Below are 21,908 nucleotides of genomic sequence, written 5' to 3' on the forward strand. Positions count from 1 at the left end.
GGCTCTAAGTCGAGCAGTTCGCATGGCATAGCAGGCGCCAGGCGGGTTGGACACGGGGGGCCGGCGAGCCCGGCCGCCGCGCCGGAGATCAGCCGTTGCCGCGAAAGCCCGGATAGAGCGTCATGCCGCCATCGGCGAAGATCGTCTGGCCGACGATGTAGTCCGCCGCGTCAGAGACCAGCCAGGAGACCACCCGGCCGATATCCTGCGGATCGCCGATGCGACCGTAGGGGATCAGCTTCAGCATCTCCGCCTCGTTGTCCTTGCGCTCCTCGGCGTTGATCGCGGTGGCGATGGCGCCCGGCGCGACGGCATTCACCCGGATCCCCTCCTCGGCGACCTCCTGGGCGAGCGACTGCATCAGCATGTGGATGCCGCCCTTGGCGGCGGCGTAGTTGACGTGGAACGCCCAGGGAATGATCTGATGGACGGAAGAATCAAAGACCAGCTTGCCGAGCGCCCGGCTGACATCGGGCCGCCTCCCCTTGGCCCGGAAGCGCTTGATCGCCTCGCGGCCGACCAGAAAGCCGCCGGTGAGATTGACCGCGATGACGGCGTTCCAGTGGTCGAGGCTCATCTCGCCGATCCTGGCATCCTTCTGGATGCCGGCATTCGACATGACGATGTCGAGCGGCCCGAGCGCCTTCTCCGCCTCGTCGAACATCGCGGCGACCTCGTCTTCCTTCGAAACGTCGCCCTGCACCGCGACCGCCCGGCCGCCGGCCTTCTCGATCTCCGCGACCACGGCATCGGCCTCGTCGGGGCTGCCGCGATAGTTGACGGCGACGGCCGCGCCGGCGGCTGCGAACGCGATGGCCGAGGCCCGGCCGATGCCAGACGAGGCGCCGGTGACCAGCGCCGCCTGTCCGCCCAGCCGCGTCGGGTCAGTAGATGCCATCGGGATCCTCCATCATCTTGAACTCGAAATAGCCGGGATCGGCCTTGTCGCCGTTCAACGATCGATCGAGCCAGATGGCTGCAGAGATCAGCGAAAGATGGGTGAGCCCCTGGGGGAAGTTGCCGAGATGGTCGCCGGTCTCGGAGAGCTCCTCCGAGAACAGGCCGAGATGGTTGGCATAGGTGTGGAGCTTCTCGAACAGGAGCCGCGCGTCGGCGACGTAGCCGGTGCGCGCCAGCGCCTCGACATACCAGAAGGAGCAGATGGTGAAGGCCACCTCCTCACCGCCCAGCCCGTCGTCGTTCTCCGCGGTGTTGATGTAGCGCTTGACCAGGCAGTCGCGCACCAGATGGGTGCGCACCGCCTTCAGCGTCGAGGTCCACATCGGGTCGCGGGGGTTGATGAACTTGACCAGCGGCATCAGGAGGACGACCGCGTCGAGGGTCGAGGAGCCCTCGAACTGGGTGAAGGCGCCGACATCGGGGTTCCAGAAGTTCTCGAGGATGGTCTTCTGGATCTTGTCGCGCTCGCCCCGCCAGCGCAGGACGTCGGCCGGCAGCGAATGGACGTCGGCGATCCTCAGCGCGCGGTCGAGCGCCACCCAGCACATCAGCCGCGAGGAGAGATAGGCCCTCGGCTCGCCGCGGCTCTCCCAGATGCCGCGATCCTCAAGGTGCCAGTTGTGCGACAGCCAGTCGACGATGCGGGAGATCTTCTCCCAGACGGCATAGGCCGGCTTTCCCCGCGCCTTGGTCGAGATGTAGAGCGCGTCGAGGAACTCGCCGTAGATGTCCATCTGGCGCTGCTGGTACGCCGCATTGCCGACCCGCACCGGCTGCGAGCCGGCATAGCCCTCGAGGTGATCGAGGGAAGATTCCGGCATCTCGCCGCCGCCATCCATGCGGTACATGATCTGCAGGCCGGACTCGCCGGTCTCGACGGCCCTCTCCATCAGGAAATGGATGAAGGATTCCGCCTCGTCGTAGTAGCCGAGACGCGACAGCGAATAGAGCGTGAAGGCGGAATCGCGGACCCAGCAGTAGCGATAGTCCCAGTTGCGCTCGCCGCCGATGACTTCCGGCAGGCCGAAGGTCGCCGCCGCGGCGATCGAGCCGTATTGCGACGAGGTGAGCAGCTTCAGCGTCAGGGCGGAGCGCACCACCAGTTCGCGCCAGAAGGTCGGATAGCTGCCGCGGTTCACCCATTTGTGCCAGTAGTCGCGGGTCCGGTCGAAGGACCGGCGGACATATTTCGCCGACACCGCAGGCGCATCGGGGTGGCCCGGACACAGCACCACCCAGCACTCCTCGCCCTCGGCGAGCTCGATCTTCGCGTCGATGTCCTCGCCGACGATCGTCAGCGGCCGCGAGGCATAGAGGGTGACCTTCTGCTCGCTGCCGTCCTGGTCCGTCCAGGCGACGGCGACGCCGCCCTCGATCGGCGAGAGCGTCGGCCTGGCTCTCGCATAGTCCGGGCGGGGCGACACCGACAGGCGGAAGGTCTTCGTCCCGACGATCGCCTTGGCGCGCCGGACGATCCGCCCGAAGCCGTCGATCGGCATGTAGTCGCAGACTTCGCCGATGCCCTCGTCGCCGAGGAAGCGGCTGACCAGGATGTTGGTGTCGGGCAGATAGATCTGCCGGTAGGTGATCGTCCCGTCCTCGACATGGAAGGCGAAACGGCCGCCCCGCTCGGGATCGAGCAGCGCCGCAAACAGCGTCGGCGCGTCGATGTGCTGGTGGGACAGGAAGTCGATGGTCCCGTCCTGCGCCACCAGCGCGATGGTGTTCATGTCGCCGATCACGCCATGGGCGGATATTGGATTGGGCGGCTCGGGGGTCTGACGGTCGGGCATGAGCTTCCTGGCAGGGTGATCGGTCGTGCGAAGATTGGTCTTCGAGGCGGAAGGTGAAGGCCGGCGGCCGCCGGTGCAGCGCGCTCACCGCCCATCTGAACCATTTGCAACATCGCGTCCGACTGTTACATATCGCTGCAGTGCGGCGTAGCGGACGTGCGGCATCCGATTGAAAGGGATGGCAGTTTTTGGGAAGCGCGATCGAAAGGAGCCTGCGGCGTGCCCTTGCGAAAGGTGACGCCGCCGATCCGGACTTCCGCCTGCAGATCTATGAAGCCGCCGAACGGGCGCTGTTGCGCCTGGAAGCCGACAAGCAGACGCCGGAGGCTGCCAAGGAGGCCCATCGCCGTGAATTGATCGGCGCGATCGAAGCCATCGAGAACGACTTCGCCGAGGCCGGGCCGCCTGCGGAGGCTGAAGACGATGCGCCGCCGCTTGGCCCCGCCACGCCCGGCAAGACGCCGGCCGACGAGAGGCTGGAAGCCCCGGCGGCGGAGGACGAGGCGGCAGTGGAGGCGCAGGATGCCGGTCACGAGGCTCCCGAGCCGATGGCCGCCGACCTCCTCGAAGACAGATATTCAGACCGCGAGCCGCTGAACGCCGCAAGCGAGGACGAGGACGACGAGGCTCCCCGCCGGCGGTCGCGGGCGGGGCGCACGCTGGTCAGCCTGGTCATCGTTTTGCTTCTGCTGTTCCTGGTGGGCGCGGCCGTCTGGATCGTCCTGCCGATGCTGCCGTCCGACGACACGGCGTCGCGCGGCGCCCCCTCCACGGACGCCGGCGGCCTGTCGGTGGCGGAGGCGATCCGCGAAAATTCCGGCACGGCGCCGACGGCCGATGCGGCGCCGGAATGGGTCGAGGTCTACACGCCCGAGGCGTTGCGCGAATTTGCCGGCAGCGACGACGCCATCGAGGACGCGACGCCCGCCGGCGGCGAACCGGTCCTGAAGCTGATGCAGCCGGCGGATGCCGCCCAGCAGGATGGCAGCGGAGCGGGCGACGCCGGTTCCCGGGAGATCGAACTGCCGATCAGCGGCGATGTCGCACGGGGATTTGCCGGCAAGAAGGTCGAGGGCGAGATCGTCGTCGGCTCGCCGGACGGCAAGCCGCGGGAATTCTCGCTGCGCTGCCTGTTCGGCGGCGACAGCGCCTGCGGCCGCCAGCGCTTCACCACTTCGCTGCCGGAGGAGAATTTCCTCTTTCACCTGGAATTTCCGCCGGAGGCCGGCACCGGCGGCCAGATCGCCATCGATCCCTCCGTCGGGGCGGGCGGCAAGGACCTGATGTTCTACGGCCTGAAGCTGCGCCATGCCTCCTGAATCAAACCGGCAGAAGCCGCGTCCTGATCTTCACAATCGCATGGTAACGAGTTTCGAATAGGCCGTCTGATTCGCGTGTCGCAGCGGCATCTGCGGCGCGCCGGTCAAAGCCCCCGGCAACCCCGAACGGCGAAGAAGCCGCCATGCGCAGGAAACGCCTCACCTTCATCGCAGCCCTCGCGCTGCTGGCGCTCGCGGCATGGTATCCGCAGGCGGCCTTCGCCGCGGCCGGCGTCTTTGCGGTGATCGTGCTGGCGATCCTCTGGCCGAGCCGCGAGCGCACCAGGCGCAGCGAGGCGGACGGGCGCTCGGCCGACCAGATCTGGCCGGACCGCGGCATGAAGGCGGTCCTGGAAGCGCTGCAGGAGCCGGCGCTGATCGTCGATCGCGAACTCCTGATCCGCTACCGCAACCCGGTCTCGGCGGTCGCCTTCGGCAACATGGCGCTGGCCGATCCCCTGTCGCTGCGCTTCCGCTCGCCGGAGCTCCTCGCCTCGATCGAGGCGGCGATCGCCAATGCCGCGGCCACCACCGCGACCCTCGACGAGCGCCGGCCGATCGAGCGCCACTGGCTGATCGAGATCCTCCCCGTCCCGGCCTATCAGGGCATGCAGCCGAACTTCTTCCTGGTGCTGTTCCACGACCGGACGGCCGAGCGGCGGGTCGAGCGGATGCGCTCGGACTTCGTCGCCAACGCCTCCCATGAGCTGAGGACGCCGCTCGCCTCGCTCGCCGGCTTCATCGAGACGCTGCAGGGCCCGGCCCGCGACGATCCGCAGGCGCGCGACCGGTTCCTCGCCATCATGCGCGAGCAGGCGACGCGGATGTCGCGGCTGATCGACGACCTTTTGTCGCTGTCGCGGATCGAGATGCGCCGCCACGTGGCGCCTCAGGCCAGGGCCGATCTCGTTGCCGTCATCGCCAAGGTCCGCTCGCAGCTCGGGCCGCTCGCCGAGGATCTCGGCCTCAAGCTCGACTTCACCCCGCCCAACGAACGCTTCGTCGTCGTCGGCGACGAGGACGAGCTGATCCAGGTCTTCGCCAATCTGATTGAGAACGCCTGCAAATACGGCGCCGATGGCGGCAAGGTGGAAATCGCCCTCGAGCGATCGAGCGAACGCGGCGAGCCGGTCATCGACGCTTCGGTGCGCGATTTCGGGGCCGGCATCCCGGCCGAACACGTGCCGCGGCTGACCGAACGCTTCTACCGCGTCGATGTCGGCAATTCCCGGTCCAAACGCGGCACTGGGCTCGGCCTGTCGATCGTCCGCAACATCCTTCTGCGCCACAAAAGCCGCCTCATCGTCGACTCCGTCGTCGGCCGCGGCTCGACCTTCACGGTGCGCTTTCCCGCCCTGGCCCAAAATGACAAGGAATCTCCGAAGATTCTGGAAACGTCATAGTTTTCAATATCTTATACTGTCATACAACGGCAACAAGTTTGTCATAGAGCTTTCTTACGGAGCCTATAGCTAATGGACCCGAACCGCAGTCGCGCGTTGTGACTGAACAGCCAATGGTTCGTCCGAAAAACCTCCACAGGGAGAGCCAATCCATGAACAAGACCCTTCTTGCCGGCCTTGCGCTCGGCACCGCGACCGTGTTCGCCGGTCCGGCCTTCGCCCAGAGCAACCAGCAGATCCACGTCGCCGGTTCGTCGACGGTTCTGCCCTATGCGCAGATCGTTGCCGAGAACTTCGGCGAGACCTTCCCGGACTACCAGACGCCGATCATCGAGTCGGGCGGCTCGTCGGCCGGCCTGAAGCAGTTCTGCCAGGGCGTCGGCCCCGACACCATCGACGTCGCCGATGCCTCGCGCTCGATCCGCGAAAAGGAAATCAAGGCCTGCGCCGACGCCGGCGTGACCGAGATCTCGGAAGTCAAGTTCGGCTATGACGGCATCGTCTTCGCCTCTTCGGCTTCCGGCCCGGACTTCAAGCTGACCCCGGCGATGATCTTCACGGCGATGGCCGCCAAGGTCCCGCAGGACGGCAAGGTCGTCGACAACGCCGCCAAGTCGTGGAACGAGGTCGACTCCTCGCTGCCCGACCAGGAGATCACCGCCTTCATCCCGGCCTCCAACCACGGCACCCGCGAAGTGTTCGAGGAGAAGGTCCTGAAGCAGGGCTGTGAAGACTCCGGCGCGATGGAAGCCTTCACCAAGTCCGGCATGGACAAGGACGCGGCCGAAGAAGCTTGCATGAGCGTCCGCAACGACGGCTCGATCTCCGAGATCTCCGGCGACTACACCGAGACCCTCGCCCGCATCGAGGCCAACCAGAAGGCCATCGGCGTCTTCGGCCTGGCCTTCTACGAGCAGAACCAGGACAAGCTGAAGGTCGCCACGATCAACGACGTCGTCCCGTCGGCCGACACCATCGCCTCGGGCGAATATCCGGTCTCGCGTCCGCTGTTCTTCTACGTCAAGCGCGCTCACCTCGGCGTCGTTCCGGGCCTGTCGGAATACGTCCAGTTCTTCCTCTCCGAGCAGATGACCGGCGAAGGCTCGCCGACCGTCGAATACGGCCTGGTTCCGCTGCCGGCCGACGAGCGTGACGAGCAGGTCTCGAACTTCGAGAACGGCGTCACCCTCGGCTCGAAGTCGTAATCGACTTCGAAAGGCCCTTCTCTCCGGCCAAGGAGAGACACAGTCCGCCGACCGCTCACGCGGTCGGCGGCATCGCCGTACAAGAGCCCCTTGCCCGTCGCGTCCCCGTCGGCCACACGGCGACCTGACCGGCCCTTGTTCTCCCGAGCCCGGCGGCAGAAGTTTCCCCCGTGTCGACCTTCACGATCATCCTTGTCGTTCTCGCGATCGGCCTCGCCGGCGCGTTTCTCGGCTACCGGCACAGCCGGGCGCTGCAGGCGCCCGCGGGCGTCAAGCCGCATTCCCGGCCGGTCTACCATGCCTCCTACGTCGCTTCCTGGGCGATCATTCCGTCGCTGCTGCTGCTGGCGGTCTGGCTCATCGCCTCGCCGATCGTCATCGAGAGCCAGGTCCGCGGCAGCTTTCCCGAAGGCGTCCTCGCCGAGAGCCAGCTGACCGAGGACCTCGCCTACGGCATCGTCGAATCCCTCGGCAACGGCCTCTCGGTCCTGCCCGACGACGAGCGCGCGACCGTCACCGACGAGATGCCGGTCAAGGATCTCGCCGCCCTGTTGCGCAATCGCGGCCTGCCGGTCGCCTCTGCCAGCGCCGACTGGATGGTGCCGCTGGCGCTCGACATCGACACCATGCAGTTCTGGAGCCGGCTGGCGATGACGGTGGTCGTCATTGCCCTCGCTCTTGCCGGCGCCTACTGGGGCTACCGCCAGATCGCGCCGCGGCTGCGTGCCCGCAACAAGGTGGAGGGCGTCGTCAAGGGCGCGCTGATCGCGGCCTCCTCGATCGCCATCATGACCACCATCGGCATCGTCTTCTCGATGCTGTTCGAGACCATCGACTTCTTCTCGCGGATCTCGCCGGCGGAGTTCTTCTTCGGCACGGTCTGGGAGCCGCGCTTCTCCGCCGCGGGCTCGACCGGCAATGCCGGCAGCTTCGGCTTCATCCCGCTGCTCGCCGGCACGCTCTACATCAGCGCCGTCGCCATGCTGATCGCCGTGCCGATCGGCCTCTTCGCCGCGATCTACATGGCGGAATATGCCGACAACCGGACGCGGTCGGTGGTCAAGCCGCTGCTCGAGGTGCTGGCCGGTATCCCGACCATCGTCTACGGCTTCTTCGCCCTCGTCACGGTCGGGCCGTTCCTGCGCGACCTCTCGGCACAGATCAGCGGCATCGTCACCGGCGACTATGCCAGCTTCATCCAGGCCCAGAGCGTGCTGACCGCCGGCCTGGTGATGGCGATCATGCTGATCCCCTTCGTGTCGTCGCTGTCGGACGACATCATCACCTCGGTACCGCAGTCGCTGCGTGACGGCTCGCTCGGCCTCGGCGCGACCCGCTCCGAGACGGTGAAGCGGGTGATCCTACCGGCGGCGCTTCCGGGCATCGTCTCGGCGTTGCTGCTCACCGCATCGCGCGCCATCGGCGAGACGATGATCGTGGTGCTGGCGGCCGGCGTCGCCGCCAATCTCACCATCAACCCCTTCGATGCGATGACGACGATCACCGTGAAGATCGTCGCGCAGCTGACCGGCGACCTCGAATTCAATTCGCCGCAGACCCTCGTCGCCTTCGCGCTCGGCATGACGCTCTTCGTCATCACCTTGTGCCTCAACGTCTATGCGCTCTACATCGTGCGCAAATACAAGGAGCAGTACGAATGAGCGACGCCACCGCCAACGGCATCGCCGCAACGGCTGCCGAACGAAAGCCACGCCGCGACATCGGCATCGGCCGGCGCTATGCCGCCGAGCGCCGCTTCAAGGCCTATGGCATCATCGCCATCGCCATCGGCCTCGCCTTCCTGGTGATGCTGCTGACGAGCATCATCTCGAAGGGCTACACCGCCTTCTGGCAGACCGAGATCAAGGTGCCGATCACCTTCACGGAAAAGGTGCTCGGCACGCCGGAGCAGGCGGTCAAGAGCCAGACCAAGCTCTTGATGGCGAACTATCCGCAGCTCGCCCGCGACGGCCTCGTCCAGCTTCTCGGGATCAGCGCCGACGACAAGAAGGCGGTCTCCGCCGCCAACGGGCTGATCTCCTCCGGTACCCGCGTCACCCTGCGCGACATGGTGATGAACGACCTGTCGATCATCGGCACGACCGAGGACGTCTGGCTCTATGCGAGCTCCGAGCTCGACAGCGCCATGAAGGGGCAATACGACCTTTCGGTGCCTGAAAACCGGCGCCCGATCAGCGACCTGCAGCTGGAATATATCGACAAGCTGAAGTCGCAAGGGGCGATCGAGGAGCGCTTCAACTGGGGGCTCTTCACCTTCGGCGCCTCGTCCAGAGCCGAGACCGCCGGCCTCGGCGTCGCCATCATCGGCTCGTTCTACATGATGCTGATCGTGCTGGCTCTGGCGCTGCCGATCGGCGTCGCCGCCTCGATCTATCTCGAGGAGTTCGCGCCGAAGAACAAGTTCACCGACCTCATCGAGGTGAACATCAACAATCTCGCCGCCGTGCCGTCGATCGTCTTCGGCCTGCTCGGCCTTGCCGTCTTCATCAACTGGTTCGGTCTGCCGCGCTCGGCGCCGCTGGTCGGCGGCCTCGTCCTCACTTTGATGACGCTGCCGACGATCATCATCGCCACGCGGGCGGCGCTGCGCGCCGTGCCGCCGTCGATCCGCTGGGCCGCCCTTGGCCTCGGCGCCTCGCGCACCCAGACGATCTTCCACCACGTCCTGCCGCTGGCGGCGCCCGGCATCCTGACCGGCACGATCATCGGCCTCGCCCAGGCGCTCGGCGAAACCGCGCCGCTTCTGCTGATCGGCATGGTCGCCTTCGTCGCCGACTATCCGGCGACGCCGATGGAGCCGGCGACGGCGCTGCCGGTGCAGATCTACATGTGGGCCAACGAGGCCGAGCGCGCCTTCGTCGAGAGGACGTCCGGCGCGATCATCATTCTTCTCGCATTCCTGGCAATCATGAACCTCACGGCGATCTTCCTTCGCCGCCGCTTCGAACGCCGCTGGTAGGAGCCAGAGATGATGGAAAACATTCAAGCCACTCTGAACAGGGGCCCGGCCGTGCAAGCTGCCAAACCGATCAAGATGAAGACCAAGGACGTCACCGTCCATTACGGCGCCAAGCAGGCCCTCAACGGCGTCACGCTGAACATCCCCGAGAACCAGGTGACGGCGCTGATCGGCCCGTCGGGCTGCGGCAAGTCCACCTATCTGCGCTGCCTCAACCGGATGAACGACACGATCGACATCGCCAAGGTCGGCGGCGAGATCCTGCTCGACGGCGAGGACGTCTACGACCCGGACATCGACGTCGTGGAGCTCAGGGCCCGGGTCGGCATGGTCTTCCAGAAGCCGAACCCGTTTCCGAAGTCGATCTTCGACAATGTCGCCTACGGCCCGAAGATTCACGGCCTCGCCCGCTCCAAGCAGGAGCTCGACGAGATCGTCCATACCAGCCTGCGCCGCGCCGGCCTCTACAAGGAGGTTCACGACCGTCTCGACGAGCCGGGCACCGGGCTTTCCGGCGGCCAGCAGCAGCGCCTCTGCATCGCCAGAGCCATCGCCGTCTCGCCCGAGGTCATCCTGATGGACGAGCCCTGCTCGGCGCTCGACCCGATCGCCACGGCGACGGTCGAGGAGCTGATCGACGAGCTGCGCGAGAACTACACCATCGTCATCGTCACCCACTCCATGCAGCAGGCGGCGCGTGTCTCGCAGCTGACCGCCATGTTCCATCTCGGCGACCTCGCCGAGGTCGGCCCGACCGAGAAGATGTTCTCCAATCCGGACGACAAGCGGACCCAGGACTACATCACGGGCCGCTTCGGCTGACGGGAACCATCACGAGGAGACCAGAATGGCCGAACACATCGTCACGTCCTACGAGGACGAGCTGAAGTTCATCATCCGCCGCATTTCCGAAATGGGCGGCCAGGCCGAGCGCATGGTCGAACAGTCGGTCAGCGCCCTGATGCATTCCGACTGGGGGCTTGCCCAGTCGGTCGTCGCCGACGACGTGCTGCTCGACGCCGTGCAGCGCGAGATCGACGAACGGGCGATCCGCACCATCGCCAAGCGCCAGCCGATGGCCGTTGACCTGCGCGAGATCGTCGGCGCGATCCGCATTTCCAACGACCTCGAGCGCATCGGCGATCTCGCCAAGAACACCGCCAAGCGCGTCATCGCGGTTCACGAACACTCCCAGCCGATGCAGCTGGTGCGCGGCATCGAGCACCTCTCCGACCTCGCTCTGGCGCAGCTGAAGGAAGTCCTCGATGCCTATGCGACGCGGGACGAGAAGCAGGCGCTGGCGGTGCGCGACGGCGACGAGGCGATCGACGCGGTCTACACCTCGATCTTCCGCGAGCTCCTCACTTACATGATGGAAGATCCGCGCAACATCACCGCCTGCACGCATCTCCTGTTCAGCGCCAAGAACATCGAGCGCATCGGCGACCACGCCACGAACATCGCCGAGACCGTCTACTACATCAAGACTGGCGAGCAGATGGAAGCCGAGCGGCCGAAGGGCGACTCGACCCCCTCCCTCGCCCACACCGATCTGACGACGCCGCCGCCGGGCGGCCCGGGAGCCTGAGGGCATGAGCGCACGCATCGCGGTGGTCGAGGACGAGGAGGCGCTGGGCGTCCTCCTGCGCTACAACCTCGAATCCGAAGGTTATTCCGTCGACGTCATCGCCCGCGGCGACGAGGCGGACCTCCGGCTCAAGGAGGAGCTTCCCGACCTCCTGATCCTCGACTGGATGCTGCCAGGGCTTTCCGGCGTCGAACTCTGCCGACGGCTTCGCCAGCGCGAGGAATCGGAACGCCTGCCGATCATCATGCTGACGGCGCGGGGCGAGGAATCGGAGCGGGTGCGCGGCCTCTCGGTCGGCGCCGACGACTATGTGGTGAAGCCGTTCTCGACGCCGGAGCTGGTCGCGCGGGTGCGCGCCATGCTGCGGCGGGCCAAGCCGGAGAAGATCGCCACGCATCTGTCGGCCGGCGACATCGACCTCGACCGCGAGACCCATCGTGTCCGCCGCGCCGGCCGCGAGATCAAGCTCGGGCCGACGGAATTCCGGCTCCTGGAATTCTTCATGCAGTCGCCTGGCCGGGTGTTCTCCCGCGAGCAGCTGCTTGACGGCGTCTGGGGCCGCGACATCTATGTCGACGAGCGCACCGTCGACGTCCATGTCGGACGGCTGCGAAAGGCGATCAATCGCGGCCGCCAGCGCGATCCGATCCGCACCGTGCGCGGCGCCGGCTACGCCCTCGACGAGCAGTTCACCACGGCGAAGGCGGCGAAGGAAAAGGCGACGACCTGATCTTCGGCGCCCCCGCACCGTCAGCCGCGCAATTCGCGCCTCAGCACCTTGCCCACCGCCGATTTCGGCAGTTCCTCGCGGAACTCGATGATACGCGGGCGCTTGTAGCCGGTGAGGTTCTCCTTGCAGTAGGAGCGGATCGCCTCCTCGCCGAGCGCCTCGTCCTCGCGCACCACGAAGAGCTTGACCGCCTCGCCGGAGGCCTCGTCGGCGATGGCGATGGCCGCAGCCTCGACGACCCCGGGCATGCGCGTCACCACCTCCTCGATCTCGTTCGGATAGACGTTGAAGCCCGAGACGTTGATCATGTCCTTCTTGCGGTCGACGATCTTGAAGATGCCGTCGGGGCTCATCGTGCCGACATCGCCGGAGCGGAAGAAGCCGTCCGGCGTCATCACCGCGGCGGTCTCCTCGGGACGGTTCCAATAGCCGGCCATCACCTGCGGCCCGCGAATGGCGACCTCGCCGACCTCGCCCGCAGCAAGATGGCTGCCGTCCTCGGCGAGGATGGCCAGCTCGGTCGACGGCAGCGGCACGCCGATCATGCCGGTATATTCGGAGCGGTCGGTCGGGTTGCAGCAGGCTGAGGGGGAAGTCTCCGACAGGCCGTAGCCCTCGCAGATCGACACCCCGGTCAGCTTCTTCCAGCGCTCGGCCGTCGCCGCCTGCACCGCCATGCCGCCCCCCACGGAGAGTTTCAGCGACGACCAGTCGACGCTTTTCGCCTCCGGATGCAGCGCGATGGCGTTGAACAGCGTGTTGACGGCCGGGAAGGAGTGGAAGCGGAACGGCTTGATCGCCTTCAGCGTCGCCGGGATGTCGCGGGGATTGGGGATGAGTATCGCCGCACCGCCATTGCGCATCGACAGCATCAGATTCACCGTGAAGCCGAAGATGTGGTAGATCGGCAAGGCGCAGATCGTCACCGACTGCTCGCCGGCCGGGATGTTGTCGAGGGCCGGCGCATTCCACATCTGCGACTGCAGCACATTGGCGACGATGTTGGCATGGGAGAGCATCGCGCCCTTGGCGACGCCCGTGGTGCCGCCGGTATATTGCAGGACGGCGATGTCCCCCGGCGCGACGTCGACCTTTTCGAGCTTGCGCTTGCCGCCGATGGCGAGCGCCCGCTTGAACGTCACCGCGCCGGGCAGGTCGTAGGCCGGCACCATCTTCTTCACCCGCTTCAGGACGAAATTGACGATCGTGCCTTTGACGAAAGGCAGAAGGTCGCCGAGGCCGGTGACGACGACGTGCTCGACGTCGGTCTTCGTCCGGCAGGCGGCGAAGGTCGCTGCCATGTTCTCGAGGACGACGATGGCCTTGGCGCCGGAATCCTTCAGCTGATGGGCGAGTTCGCCTGGCGTGTAGAGCGGATTGGTGTTGACGATGGTGAGCCCGGCCTTGGCCGCGCCGGCAATCGCCACCGGATATTGCGGCACATTGGGCATCATCAGCGCGATGCGGTCGCCCTTCTTCAGCCCCAGCGACTGGAGATAGGCGGCGAAATCGCCTGCGAGCTCGCCGAAGCGGCGATAGCTGTAGGCTGCGCCCATGAAATGCAGGGCATTCAGATCGGCAAAGCTTTCGAAGGCATTGTCCAGAAGGTCGGCGAGCGATCGATAGCCGATCTCGCCGAGCTCGGACGGCACCCCTTTCGGGTAGTGCGCGAGCCAGGGTTTGTTCATGCAAAATTCCTCCCGTTTTGACGTTAGCGTAAAGGTCAGTCGCCGCCAAGCCGGCGCGTCCGATCCTCGCTCGCCTGCTGCCGGTCCCAGCCTGCACAGCCTGGAGGTGATGCTCGTCGCACCGTCCCGGGTCGAACGGCACGATGAGGCAGGGCATGCAATCGACGTCGCCGATCTACCGCTCGCTCGGCACAGCGGTGTTCTCCCGGCATGCTCGGCGTGACAGTGGTGGGGCTGTTCCCGAAGCCGGTCTTCTATGTCGAGATCCGCCGGGCCTTCAATCCGAGGAAGCTGGCATTGGAGGAGGTGCAGACCGGAAAAGTCGCGCCGGCGCCCTAAGCCGGGCGGGCGACTGCGACGGGCGGTGGGCGGTGGGCGGTGGGCGGTGGGCGGTGGGAAAGGCATTGCTCCCGGCGCGTTCGGTGACAATTGTCGGCGGCCGGTCTTTGCGAATCCCGCCGGCCGTTTATCTGCCGGACAAAAGCTCAACGATGGACGCTTCGATGGCCAAGATCACCTACCACATCGTCGAACATGACGGCGGCTTCGCCTACCGGCTGAACGACGTCTATTCGGAAACCTTCAGGACCCACGACGAGGCCTTCCTCGCTGCCAGGCGCGCCGCGGTGCGGCAGCAGCGCCCCGGCGAATCCGCCGGCATCGTCTGGGAGGATGCGGGCGGCCACTGGCATGCGGAGGTCTCCTCCGGCTCAGATCGCCCGCAGACGGAAATTTCCGACGACACCTGACAGGGTCTCGCCGGTTTCCATCGTCACGGGTCGGAGCTTCGCGAGGCGGGTTTCGCCCCGCGAAAAGAGTTTTGCGAGATCCTCAGGCAGCCTTCGGCAGGGTCTCGCGCGGCGCTGCAACCGGCGCGACGCTCTCGCTCCGGCGGCCGAGAATGCCGATCTCATAGGCAAGGCTGGCGGCTTCGGCCCGGGCCCGGTCGAGGCCGGGGGCGGCGGCGTCCTCGAGGGTGAAGATCGTGCCGCCGAACAGGAAGGGCGCCTCGTAGGCGGCCCGCTGGACGAGGCCGATAGGCAGGCGCGGCGTCTGGCTGGCCTCGATGATCGCCTCGACGCCGCGGGCAATGCGGCTCGGGATGGTTGCGACGGCGCTGGCGACGAAGCACCAGTCGCGGGCGCGGCGGCCGCGGCCGGCATCCTCGTTGAGCAGCCGGTCCGTCTCGACGGCGTAGAAGGCAGAGGCCGGCGAGAAGCGGACCGGGATCACCGCCCGGTCGGCCAGCCTGGCGCCGGCGCGGATCGTCGCGGCCTCGTCGCCGGCGTCGATGACCACGAGATCGCCCCGCCGACGGCCGGCACGCACCAGCTTTTCGATCGTCGCCTCGTCGCGGGCGCGCTCGACCCAGAGCTTGGTCGGGACGGCGTTGCGCGTCGCCCAGTCGGCGATGTCGCCGTCGCGGGCCGCGTCGATGAGAAGGACGGGAATGTCGGCGGCGGCGGCGACGCTCGCCAAGGTCAGCGCCATGGTCGAGGAGCCGGAGGTCTTGAGGGAGCCGACGGAAACGACGGAGATCATTGAAAAGCCTTTCTGCGGTCCCTGGCGGAGCGCGTGTTTGCGTTGGACGATGCCGGCGCCTCGTGAAAAGCGGGCGCGGCTGCGGTCGAGAGTCCTGCCTGCGCTGCCGCAGGTCGCGATCGAAACCGTCGCGACGGCGGTGCGGATCGTCCTCAGCATAGGGACAGCCAGCTTGGCCGAAGCTTAAGAGTTCGGTAACCAATTCGCTGAAGCCGCTGCAGGCGCCCTTGGGCAGCGACCGCGATGGAAAGCGCCGCTCCCGGCGCATGGCGGCGTCACGGGCAACGCTGACCCGCTCGCCAGCCGCGTCGATCGATCGACGCGGCCCCTTTCCCCAGATCGCGCCGCGTGGCAAAAGGCCGCCATGCTTCAGATCACCGACCTTACCGCGCGCGTTGCCGGGCGCCTGCTCATCGACCATGCGAGCCTCACCTTGCCGGCTGGCACCAAGGCCGGGCTCGTCGGGCGCAACGGCGCCGGCAAGTCGACGCTGTTCCGCGTCATCACCGGCGACCTCGCACCGGAGACCGGTTCGGTGTCCTTCCCGAAGAACACCCGGCTCGGCCAGGTCGCCCAGGAGGCGCCCGGTACCGAGGAGTCGCTGATCGAGATCGTGCTCAAGGCGGACACCGAGCGCCTTGCGCTGCTCGAAGAGGCCGAGACGGCGAGCGACCCGACGCGGATCGCCGACATCCATATGCGACTTGCCGACATCGAGTCCCATTCGGCCGAGGCGAGGGCCTCTTCGATCCTTTCCGGCCTCGGCTTCGACATGGCGGCGCAGGCGCGCCCCGCCTCGTCCTTTTCCGGCGGCTGGCGCATGCGCGTCGCGCTGGCGGCGGTCTTGTTCTCGCGGCCGGACCTCCTGCTCCTCGACGAGCCGACCAACTATCTCGACCTCGAAGGCACGCTGTGGCTGGAGAATTTCGTCCAGCGCTATCCCTACACCGTGCTGGTCATCTCCCATGACCGCGACGTGCTCAACAATGCGGTCTCGTCCATCGTCCATCTCGACCAGAAGAAGCTCAACTTCTACCGCGGCGACTACGACCAGTTCGCCCGCCAGCGGGCCGAGAAACTGGAGTTGCTTCAGAAGTCGATCGCCAAGCAAGACGCCCAGCGCAAGCACATGGAAGCCTTCGTCGAGCGCTTCCGCGCCAAGGCCTCGAAGGCGCGGCAGGCCCAGTCGCGGCTGAAGGCGCTGGAAAAGATGGGCCCGCTACAGTCGATCGTCGAAGAAAGCGTCACGCCCTTCTCCTTCCCGGCGCCGGAAAAGCAGCCGGCCTCGCCGATCATCCGGATGGAGAAAGTCTCGGTCGGCTACCAGCCCGGCCGCCCGATCCTGAAGAACCTCGATCTGCGGATCGACACCGACGACCGGATCGCGCTCCTCGGCCAGAACGGCAACGGCAAGTCGACCTTCGCCAAGCTTCTCGCCGAGCGGCTTGGCGCCGAGACCGGCGCGATCACCCGGGCGCCGGGGCTGAAGATCGCCTTCTTCGCCCAGCACCAGATCGACGATCTGCGCCCCGCCGAGAGCGCCGTCCAGCATGTCCGCCGGCAGATGCCCGATGCGCCGGAGGCCAAGGTCCGCGCGCGGGTCGCCCAGATGGGCCTGCCGACGGTGAAGATGGACACCGCGGCCGAGAAGCTCTCCGGCGGCGAGAAGGCGCGGCTGCTGATGGGTCTCGCCACCCTCGACGCGCCGAACCTTCTGATCCTCGACGAGCCGACCAACCATCTCGACATCGAGGCGCGCGAAAGCCTCGTCCATGCCCTCAACGACTTTCCGGGCGCGGTCATCCTGATCAGCCACGACCGCCACATGGTCGAGGCGACGATGGACCGGCTGTGGATCGTCGGCGAGGGCACCGTCTCGCGCTATGACGGCGACCTCGAGGACTACAAGAAGCTGATCCTTTCCGGCGCCCGCTCGGGCGGCGGCGCGGCGGGCGGGGCGGGCACAGAGCCCGTCGAGGCCGAGCCGCAGGTCTCCAAGGTCGACCAGCGCCGCCAGGCGGCGGAACGGCGCGAGGCGCTTAAACCGTTGAAGAAGAAGATCTCGCAGCTCGAGATCCAGATCTCCCGGTTGCAGAAGACGCTGGCGGAGTTCGACCAGAAGCTCGCCGACCCGGCGCTCTATACGAAGGAGCCGGCGAAGGCTTCGGCCCTTGCCAAGCAGCGCGCCGATGCGGCGAAGACGCTGGAATCCTGCGAGGAGGACTGGCTGGCGCTGACCGAGGAGCACGATTCGGCGATGGCCGCGGAATAGCCTGGCCTCCTCCCCGATCGCCCCGGCCGCTTTTCGACGGTAGGGGCTTGATCTCCCTCTCCGCTCAACCCTCGCCGGGCGCGATCGACCGCCCGTCCGGCATCCGGTTGCCGGTCTCGCCCGGCGGATTGGCGAAGGGGACCGGCGGCGCGCCGTTCTTCGCCTCGGCGTCATGGGCGAGCGCCCAGTGCACCGAGGGAAAGGCGAGTTCGCCATAGGGGATTTCGGCTGGCGCGAAGAGCGCGACATCGAGGCTTTCGGGGCCCGGCGCGAAATGCGAGGTCTTCAGCTGCGCCCGGTAGATCAGCTGCACCTGGCTGATCCGCGGCACCGAATAGACCGCCAGCAGACGCTCGATCGAAAGTTCCGCCTCGGCCTCTTCCCGCGCCTCGCGGCGGGCACCGTCCTCGGGGGTCTCGTTCAGTTCGAGATAGCCGGCGGGAATCGTCCAGAAGCCCCGGCGCGGCTCGATCGCCCGGCGACATAGCAGGATCCGCCCCTCGTGGCGCACGACGGAGCCGACGACGATCTTGGGATTCTCATAGGCGACAAAACCACAGCTGTCGCAGATCCTGCGGGGGATGTCGTCGTCCTCGGGCGTGCGGAGGGAGAAGGAAGGCTCGGCCATGGGCCTATAGATGGTCGTCGAGACGCATCCGGGAATGGAGGATGCGGACGACGAGGAGCTCGCCCCGACCGCTGTCGAGATGAAAAACGATGTGGCTTCCCGTCCGATGGCTCCTCAGACCCTTGCGATATCGCGAGGCGTCACGGCTCGGCAGCCGACCCGATGCGACCGCTTCACACCGCCGAACGATCTCGGTGACGTAGCGATCGGCCTGGGCCTGTCCGAAGCGGGCGTAGGAATAGATGTAGATGGCCGCCAGGTCGCGATCCGCCGCCGGGGTGAAATGAAGGCGGCTCACCGATCCCCGTTACCGACGCGCAGATGCATCCGATGCAGGAAATCATCGAGTTCGAACGGCAGGGGGTCGCCGCTGGCAAGCCCCTCCTCGATCGCCGCGCGGATCCGCGCCTCCTCGTCGGCATCCTCGCGCTCGAGCAGCGAGAGCCCTGCGCGGATCACCTCGTCGGCGCTGGCGAAATTGCCGGCTTCGACCTGGGCGTCGACGAAGGCGCCGAAATGGTCGCCGAGATCGATGGTCTTCATGGCGCTCATCGCCGATCTCCCGGGGTCGCTGGACTTGCCACAAAGCTAGGCCGTACCGGGCCTGACGGCAACCTGATCTGGCGGCTGCAGAGCCTCAGCTCGTCTTCGCCCGATCCTTCGGCTCGCGCTGCAACGCCTTTTCGACGGCCGGCATCAGGCCGTTCTCGATCGTCTCAGGCGTGAAGGGGCCGGTCTGCTTGTAGAGGATCTCGCCGTCGGGGGCGACGAGGAAGCTCTCGGGCACGCCGTAGACACCCCAGTCGATGGTCGCGGCGCCCTTCTCGTCGACGCCGATCGCCGCATAGGGATCGCCGAGATTGGAAAGGAAGGCGCGGGCGTTGCCCGGCTTGTCCTTGTAGTTGATCGCCACCAGCCGGAAGCGCTTGTCCTTCGCAAGCTGCATCAGCAGCGGATGCTCCTCGCGGCAGGGCGCGCACCAGGAGGCAAAGACGTTGACCAGCACCGGCCGGCCGTCGCCGGGGCCGGAAAGGTCGAGACCGGGCGTCGGCGAGCCGTCGGGGAGCGAAGCGCCCTGAAGCGCCGGCAGCACAGTCATCGGCGCGGTCTTGCCGACGAGGACGGAAGGGATCTCCTTCGGGTCGTGGCCGGAGACCAGCTGATAGAGGAAGACCGCCGCAAGGCCGAGGAAGAGGAGGAGCGGCAGGACGACGACGAGACGCACGCCGCCGCGCCGGCTGCCGGCCGCCGTCTGCGGCTCGTCTGTGGATGCGGTCGCAAGCAGCGTCTCGTCCCTCTCCTCGACGCTCATCGGGCGCTCTCCGCATTGCGCGGCGCAGCCACGTCGGAGCGCCGGCGCACGCCGCGGGCCTCGAGCCCCTTCAGGGCCTTTCGCTGCGCCCGCGCGTCGAAGAAGATCCAGACGAAGAGGGCAAGGATGGCGACTGCCGAAATGCCGTAGGCGGCAGCGATGAAGGCGGAATATTCGGCCTGCATGGTTCTCTCCGGTGACCGGCTCAGGCTTCCGCCCGCCGGGCGGCGAGCCGCGACAAGGCGGCGACGCGCCGGCGCAGGATCTCGGTCCGCATCGCCGTCAGATGCAGAGCGAAGAACAAGAGCGTGAAGCCGACCGCCGAGACGAGCAGCGGCGTCAGATAGGCCGCCGGCATCGCCGGCCCGCCCATCCGCATGACGCTCGCCGGCTGGTGCAGCGTGTTCCACCAGTCGACCGAGAACTTGATGATCGGGATGTTGACGAAGCCGACGAGAACGAGGATCGCGGCTGGCCTTGCCGCCTTGCCCGGCTCCTCCAGCGCGCGGGTGAGCGCGATCAGGCCGAGATACATCAGGAACAGCACGAAGACCGAGGTGAGCCGCGCATCCCAGACCCACCAGGTGCCCCACATCGGCCGGCCCCAGATCGAGCCGGTGATCAGGCAGAGGGCGGTAAACACCGCGCCGATGGGCGCCGCCGCCTTGATCGACACGTCGGCCAGCGGATGGCGCCAGACCAGCGTGCCGAGCGCCGAAAGGCTCATCACCGTCCAGATCATCATGGCGAGCCAGGCGAAGGGCACGTGGATGAACATGATCTCGACCGTCGCGCCCTGCTGATAGTCGGCCGGGGCGGTCAAGCCGAGAAAGACGCCGGCCGCCACCGCGACGAGCGCGACGCCGTAGAGCCAGGGCTGAACCTTCCCGGACAGGTCGAGGAACCGCGTCGGATTGGCGAGGAGGCTGAAGCGCGACGGCTTGGCGCTGGCGGAAAGGTCGGTCATGGCGGTCAACTTAGAGCCTCTCGAAGCCGGCCGCAAACGGATGATGCCGCGACCGGATCACCTTTTCGCCGGGTCGCCGCGATAGAACCGCGCCATGCCGATCGAGGCCGGCATCACCGGTTCGAAGCCGAACTTGGCGTAGAGATGCCTGGCGTCGCCGTCGGCGATCAGGCTGACATAGGCCGTGTCCGGCACCGTCCGCTGCAGCCAGGCCTCGAGCGCCGAAAAGATCGCCTTGCCGATGCCCCTGCCCTGGTGCTTCGGCTCGACCGCCATGTCGACGATCTGCATGTGGCAACCGCCGTCGCCGACCACCCGGCCCATGCCGACCGCCCGGCCGTCCTGCCGGACGACCACAGAATGAAGCGTGTTCGGCAGGGCGATCCGTGCCGCCTCCTCGCTCTTTTCCGACAGGCCCGAGACTTTCCGCAGCCAGCGGTAGTCGTCGAGCGTCGGGGTTTCTTCGGCCATGTCGTAGCCGGCAGGAATGGCGATCGGGCATGTGGGGGACATGGAAAGGCGAGATCCGTCTTCGAAAATGAATTCAGCGCCGAGCGACGATGAACAGGCGCGGGAAAGGCAGGATCACCCTTCCATCGATGCGCGGCGGATAGGCGGCGGTGATCTCCCGCTCATAAGCCGTCAGGAAGGCTGTGCGTTCGGCGTCGTCCAGAGGCTCGAGGAAGGGCCTGAGGCCCGTCGCGCGGACCCACTCGACGATCGCCGGCGCGTCGGCCAGGACGTGACAATAGGTCGTGCGCCAGATGTCGATCGACGACGCGAGGGGCGCAAGAAGGTCGTAATAGTGTTCGGCGGAGAGAATTTGCGCGCGGACCTTCTCCGCGGCGCCGATTTTGGCGACGAAATCCGGCCGGGAGGCGACCTCGCGCATCAGCCGGTGCGACGGCTGGTCGAGATTGTCCGGCATCTGCACCGCGAGGACGCCGCCCGGTGCGAGGCTCTCCATCAATCGCGGAAGCAGGCTCTCGTGATCCGGCAGCCATTGCAGGGCGGCATTGGCATAGAGAAGGTCGGCCGCAGGCTCGGCGCGAAAGTGCTCGATGTCGCCGAGAATGAAGGAAACGCCCGGCAGCCGCGCCTTCGCCTTTTCCAGCATGTCCGGCGAGGTGTCGACGCCGGCAAGGCTCGCAGCCGGATAGCGCCTGGCGATCAGCTCGGTCGAATTGCCGGGGCCGCAGCCGAGATCGACGGCGCGGCCGGGACTTTCGAGCGGCACCCGTGCGAGCAGCTCGGCGGCGGGCCGCGTCCGCTCCTCGGCGAAGCGGAGATAGAGGTCGGCGTTCCAGTCGGTGGTCATGGGAGGCCCTGCGTGATTCCTGTCGGCGCGATATAGCACCAAGCGGCGCCGACGGCTGCCCGGAACCTCAGCGCCCCGTCCCGAAATTCAACCCGAGGATCGGCGCCCGCGAGTTTGAGCAGCCGCTACGTCAAGAAGCAAACCAGCCTTTCGGCGACGAACAGATGTCGCCGCCGGCGATGGCAGTGAGTGCGGCCATCGCA

The 21,908-nt window shown here is 66.9% G+C and carries 23 protein-coding genes; 11 read left to right on the top strand and 12 right to left on the bottom strand.

Translation table 11 applies throughout. The features are described 5' to 3' along the window. Positions 1-88: 88 nt before the first annotated feature. On the bottom strand, positions 89-898 hold the full coding sequence (locus E3C22_RS20525) for an SDR family oxidoreductase (RefSeq protein ID WP_134763752.1): 810 nt from the start codon (positions 896-898) through the stop codon (positions 89-91). Next, positions 885-2,753, bottom strand: a complete 1,869-nt coding sequence (locus E3C22_RS20530) for a glycoside hydrolase family 15 protein (RefSeq protein WP_245515111.1) — start codon at positions 2,751-2,753, stop codon at positions 885-887. The genes E3C22_RS20525 and E3C22_RS20530 overlap by 14 nt, the downstream gene beginning before the upstream one ends. Positions 2,754-2,941: 188 nt before the next feature. Between E3C22_RS20530 and E3C22_RS20535 the strand changes: the two genes are divergently transcribed. The 8 genes from E3C22_RS20535 to phoB all read left to right on the top strand — a co-directional run bounded on the left by E3C22_RS20535 (position 2,942) and on the right by phoB (position 11,978). Beyond that, positions 2,942-4,072 carry a serine/threonine-protein kinase gene (locus tag E3C22_RS20535; RefSeq protein WP_134763753.1) on the top strand — a complete coding sequence of 377 codons (1,131 nt, stop codon included), beginning with the start codon at positions 2,942-2,944 and terminating at the stop codon, positions 4,070-4,072. 143 nt (positions 4,073-4,215) lie between these two features. Further along, on the top strand, positions 4,216-5,475 hold the full coding sequence (locus E3C22_RS20540) for an ATP-binding protein (protein ID WP_134763754.1): 1,260 nt from the start codon (positions 4,216-4,218) through the stop codon (positions 5,473-5,475). Between the two features lie 152 nt (positions 5,476-5,627). Continuing rightward, a complete protein-coding gene (locus E3C22_RS20545; RefSeq protein ID WP_134763755.1) occupies positions 5,628-6,680 on the top strand; it encodes a PstS family phosphate ABC transporter substrate-binding protein in 1,053 nt (350 codons plus the stop codon). 170 nt (positions 6,681-6,850) lie between these two features. Beyond that, positions 6,851-8,341 (top strand): phosphate ABC transporter permease subunit PstC, encoded by a 1,491-nt coding sequence (pstC, locus tag E3C22_RS20550; protein ID WP_134763756.1) that lies wholly within the window; start codon positions 6,851-6,853, stop codon positions 8,339-8,341. Continuing rightward, positions 8,338-9,660, top strand: a complete 1,323-nt coding sequence (gene pstA, locus E3C22_RS20555) for a phosphate ABC transporter permease PstA (protein WP_134763757.1) — start codon at positions 8,338-8,340, stop codon at positions 9,658-9,660. Before pstC ends, pstA begins: the two co-directional genes overlap by 4 nt. A 9-nt stretch (positions 9,661-9,669) precedes the next feature. Further along, entirely contained in the window at positions 9,670-10,482 is an 813-nt protein-coding gene (gene pstB, locus E3C22_RS20560; RefSeq protein ID WP_425364998.1) for a phosphate ABC transporter ATP-binding protein PstB, read from the top strand. A gap of 25 nt (positions 10,483-10,507) precedes the next feature. Continuing rightward, a complete protein-coding gene (gene phoU / locus E3C22_RS20565) occupies positions 10,508-11,248 on the top strand; it encodes a phosphate signaling complex protein PhoU (protein WP_134763759.1) in 741 nt (246 codons plus the stop codon). Between the two features lie 4 nt (positions 11,249-11,252). After that, on the top strand, positions 11,253-11,978 hold the full coding sequence (gene phoB, locus E3C22_RS20570) for a phosphate regulon transcriptional regulator PhoB (RefSeq protein ID WP_134763760.1): 726 nt from the start codon (positions 11,253-11,255) through the stop codon (positions 11,976-11,978). A 20-nt stretch (positions 11,979-11,998) separates the two neighbouring features. Here the strand turns inward: phoB and E3C22_RS20575 are convergent, their stop codons facing one another. After that, entirely contained in the window at positions 11,999-13,666 is a 1,668-nt protein-coding gene (locus E3C22_RS20575; RefSeq protein WP_134763761.1) for an AMP-binding protein, read from the bottom strand. 210 nt (positions 13,667-13,876) lie between these two features. Here E3C22_RS20575 and E3C22_RS24925 point away from each other — a divergent pair, with 210 nt between their 5' ends. Continuing rightward, positions 13,877-14,005, top strand: coding sequence for a hypothetical protein (locus tag E3C22_RS24925; protein WP_280988002.1), 129 nt, complete (start codon positions 13,877-13,879; stop codon positions 14,003-14,005). Between the two features lie 164 nt (positions 14,006-14,169). Then, positions 14,170-14,415, top strand: a complete 246-nt coding sequence (locus tag E3C22_RS20580; RefSeq protein ID WP_134763762.1) for a DUF2188 domain-containing protein — start codon at positions 14,170-14,172, stop codon at positions 14,413-14,415. Positions 14,416-14,497: 82 nt separating this feature from the next. Here E3C22_RS20580 and E3C22_RS20585 read toward each other — a convergent pair whose 3' ends face one another. After that, positions 14,498-15,208: a P-loop NTPase family protein gene (locus tag E3C22_RS20585; protein ID WP_134763763.1), complete on the bottom strand. Its 711-nt coding sequence runs from the start codon at positions 15,206-15,208 to the stop codon at positions 14,498-14,500. Between the two features lie 364 nt (positions 15,209-15,572). Here E3C22_RS20585 and E3C22_RS20590 point away from each other — a divergent pair, with 364 nt between their 5' ends. Next, positions 15,573-17,480, top strand: coding sequence for an ABC-F family ATP-binding cassette domain-containing protein (locus tag E3C22_RS20590; protein ID WP_134763764.1), 1,908 nt, complete (start codon positions 15,573-15,575; stop codon positions 17,478-17,480). 64 nt (positions 17,481-17,544) lie between these two features. On the opposite strand, the gene E3C22_RS20595 is transcribed toward E3C22_RS20590, so the two are convergent. The 8 genes from E3C22_RS20595 to tam form a co-directional block, all read right to left on the bottom strand. Continuing rightward, entirely contained in the window at positions 17,545-18,108 is a 564-nt protein-coding gene (locus E3C22_RS20595) for an NUDIX hydrolase (protein ID WP_134763765.1), read from the bottom strand. Positions 18,109-18,112: 4 nt separating this feature from the next. After that, the gene (locus E3C22_RS20600) at positions 18,113-18,406 is read right to left on the bottom strand and encodes a type II toxin-antitoxin system RelE/ParE family toxin (protein ID WP_134763766.1); all 294 of its coding nucleotides are present in this window, start codon (positions 18,404-18,406) and stop codon (positions 18,113-18,115) included. Next, positions 18,403-18,660 (bottom strand): type II toxin-antitoxin system ParD family antitoxin, encoded by a 258-nt coding sequence (locus E3C22_RS20605; RefSeq protein WP_134763767.1) that lies wholly within the window; start codon positions 18,658-18,660, stop codon positions 18,403-18,405. The genes E3C22_RS20600 and E3C22_RS20605 overlap by 4 nt, the downstream gene beginning before the upstream one ends. Positions 18,661-18,745: 85 nt before the next feature. After that, the gene (locus tag E3C22_RS20610) at positions 18,746-19,420 is read right to left on the bottom strand and encodes a DsbE family thiol:disulfide interchange protein (RefSeq protein WP_134763768.1); all 675 of its coding nucleotides are present in this window, start codon (positions 19,418-19,420) and stop codon (positions 18,746-18,748) included. Continuing rightward, positions 19,417-19,605, bottom strand: coding sequence for a heme exporter protein CcmD (gene ccmD / locus E3C22_RS20615; RefSeq protein ID WP_134763769.1), 189 nt, complete (start codon positions 19,603-19,605; stop codon positions 19,417-19,419). Before ccmD ends, E3C22_RS20610 begins: the two co-directional genes overlap by 4 nt. Positions 19,606-19,625: 20 nt before the next feature. Beyond that, entirely contained in the window at positions 19,626-20,387 is a 762-nt protein-coding gene (locus tag E3C22_RS20620; protein ID WP_134763770.1) for a heme ABC transporter permease, read from the bottom strand. 57 nt (positions 20,388-20,444) lie between these two features. Beyond that, positions 20,445-20,900 (bottom strand): GNAT family N-acetyltransferase, encoded by a 456-nt coding sequence (locus E3C22_RS20625; protein ID WP_245515112.1) that lies wholly within the window; start codon positions 20,898-20,900, stop codon positions 20,445-20,447. A 31-nt stretch (positions 20,901-20,931) separates the two neighbouring features. Then, a complete protein-coding gene (gene tam, locus E3C22_RS20630) occupies positions 20,932-21,705 on the bottom strand; it encodes a trans-aconitate 2-methyltransferase (protein WP_134763771.1) in 774 nt (257 codons plus the stop codon). Between the last annotated feature and the right edge of the window lie 203 nt (positions 21,706-21,908).

It is taken from the genome of Jiella endophytica (genome assembly GCF_004519335.1).
GTDB lineage: Bacteria > Pseudomonadota > Alphaproteobacteria > Rhizobiales > Rhizobiaceae > Jiella > Jiella endophytica.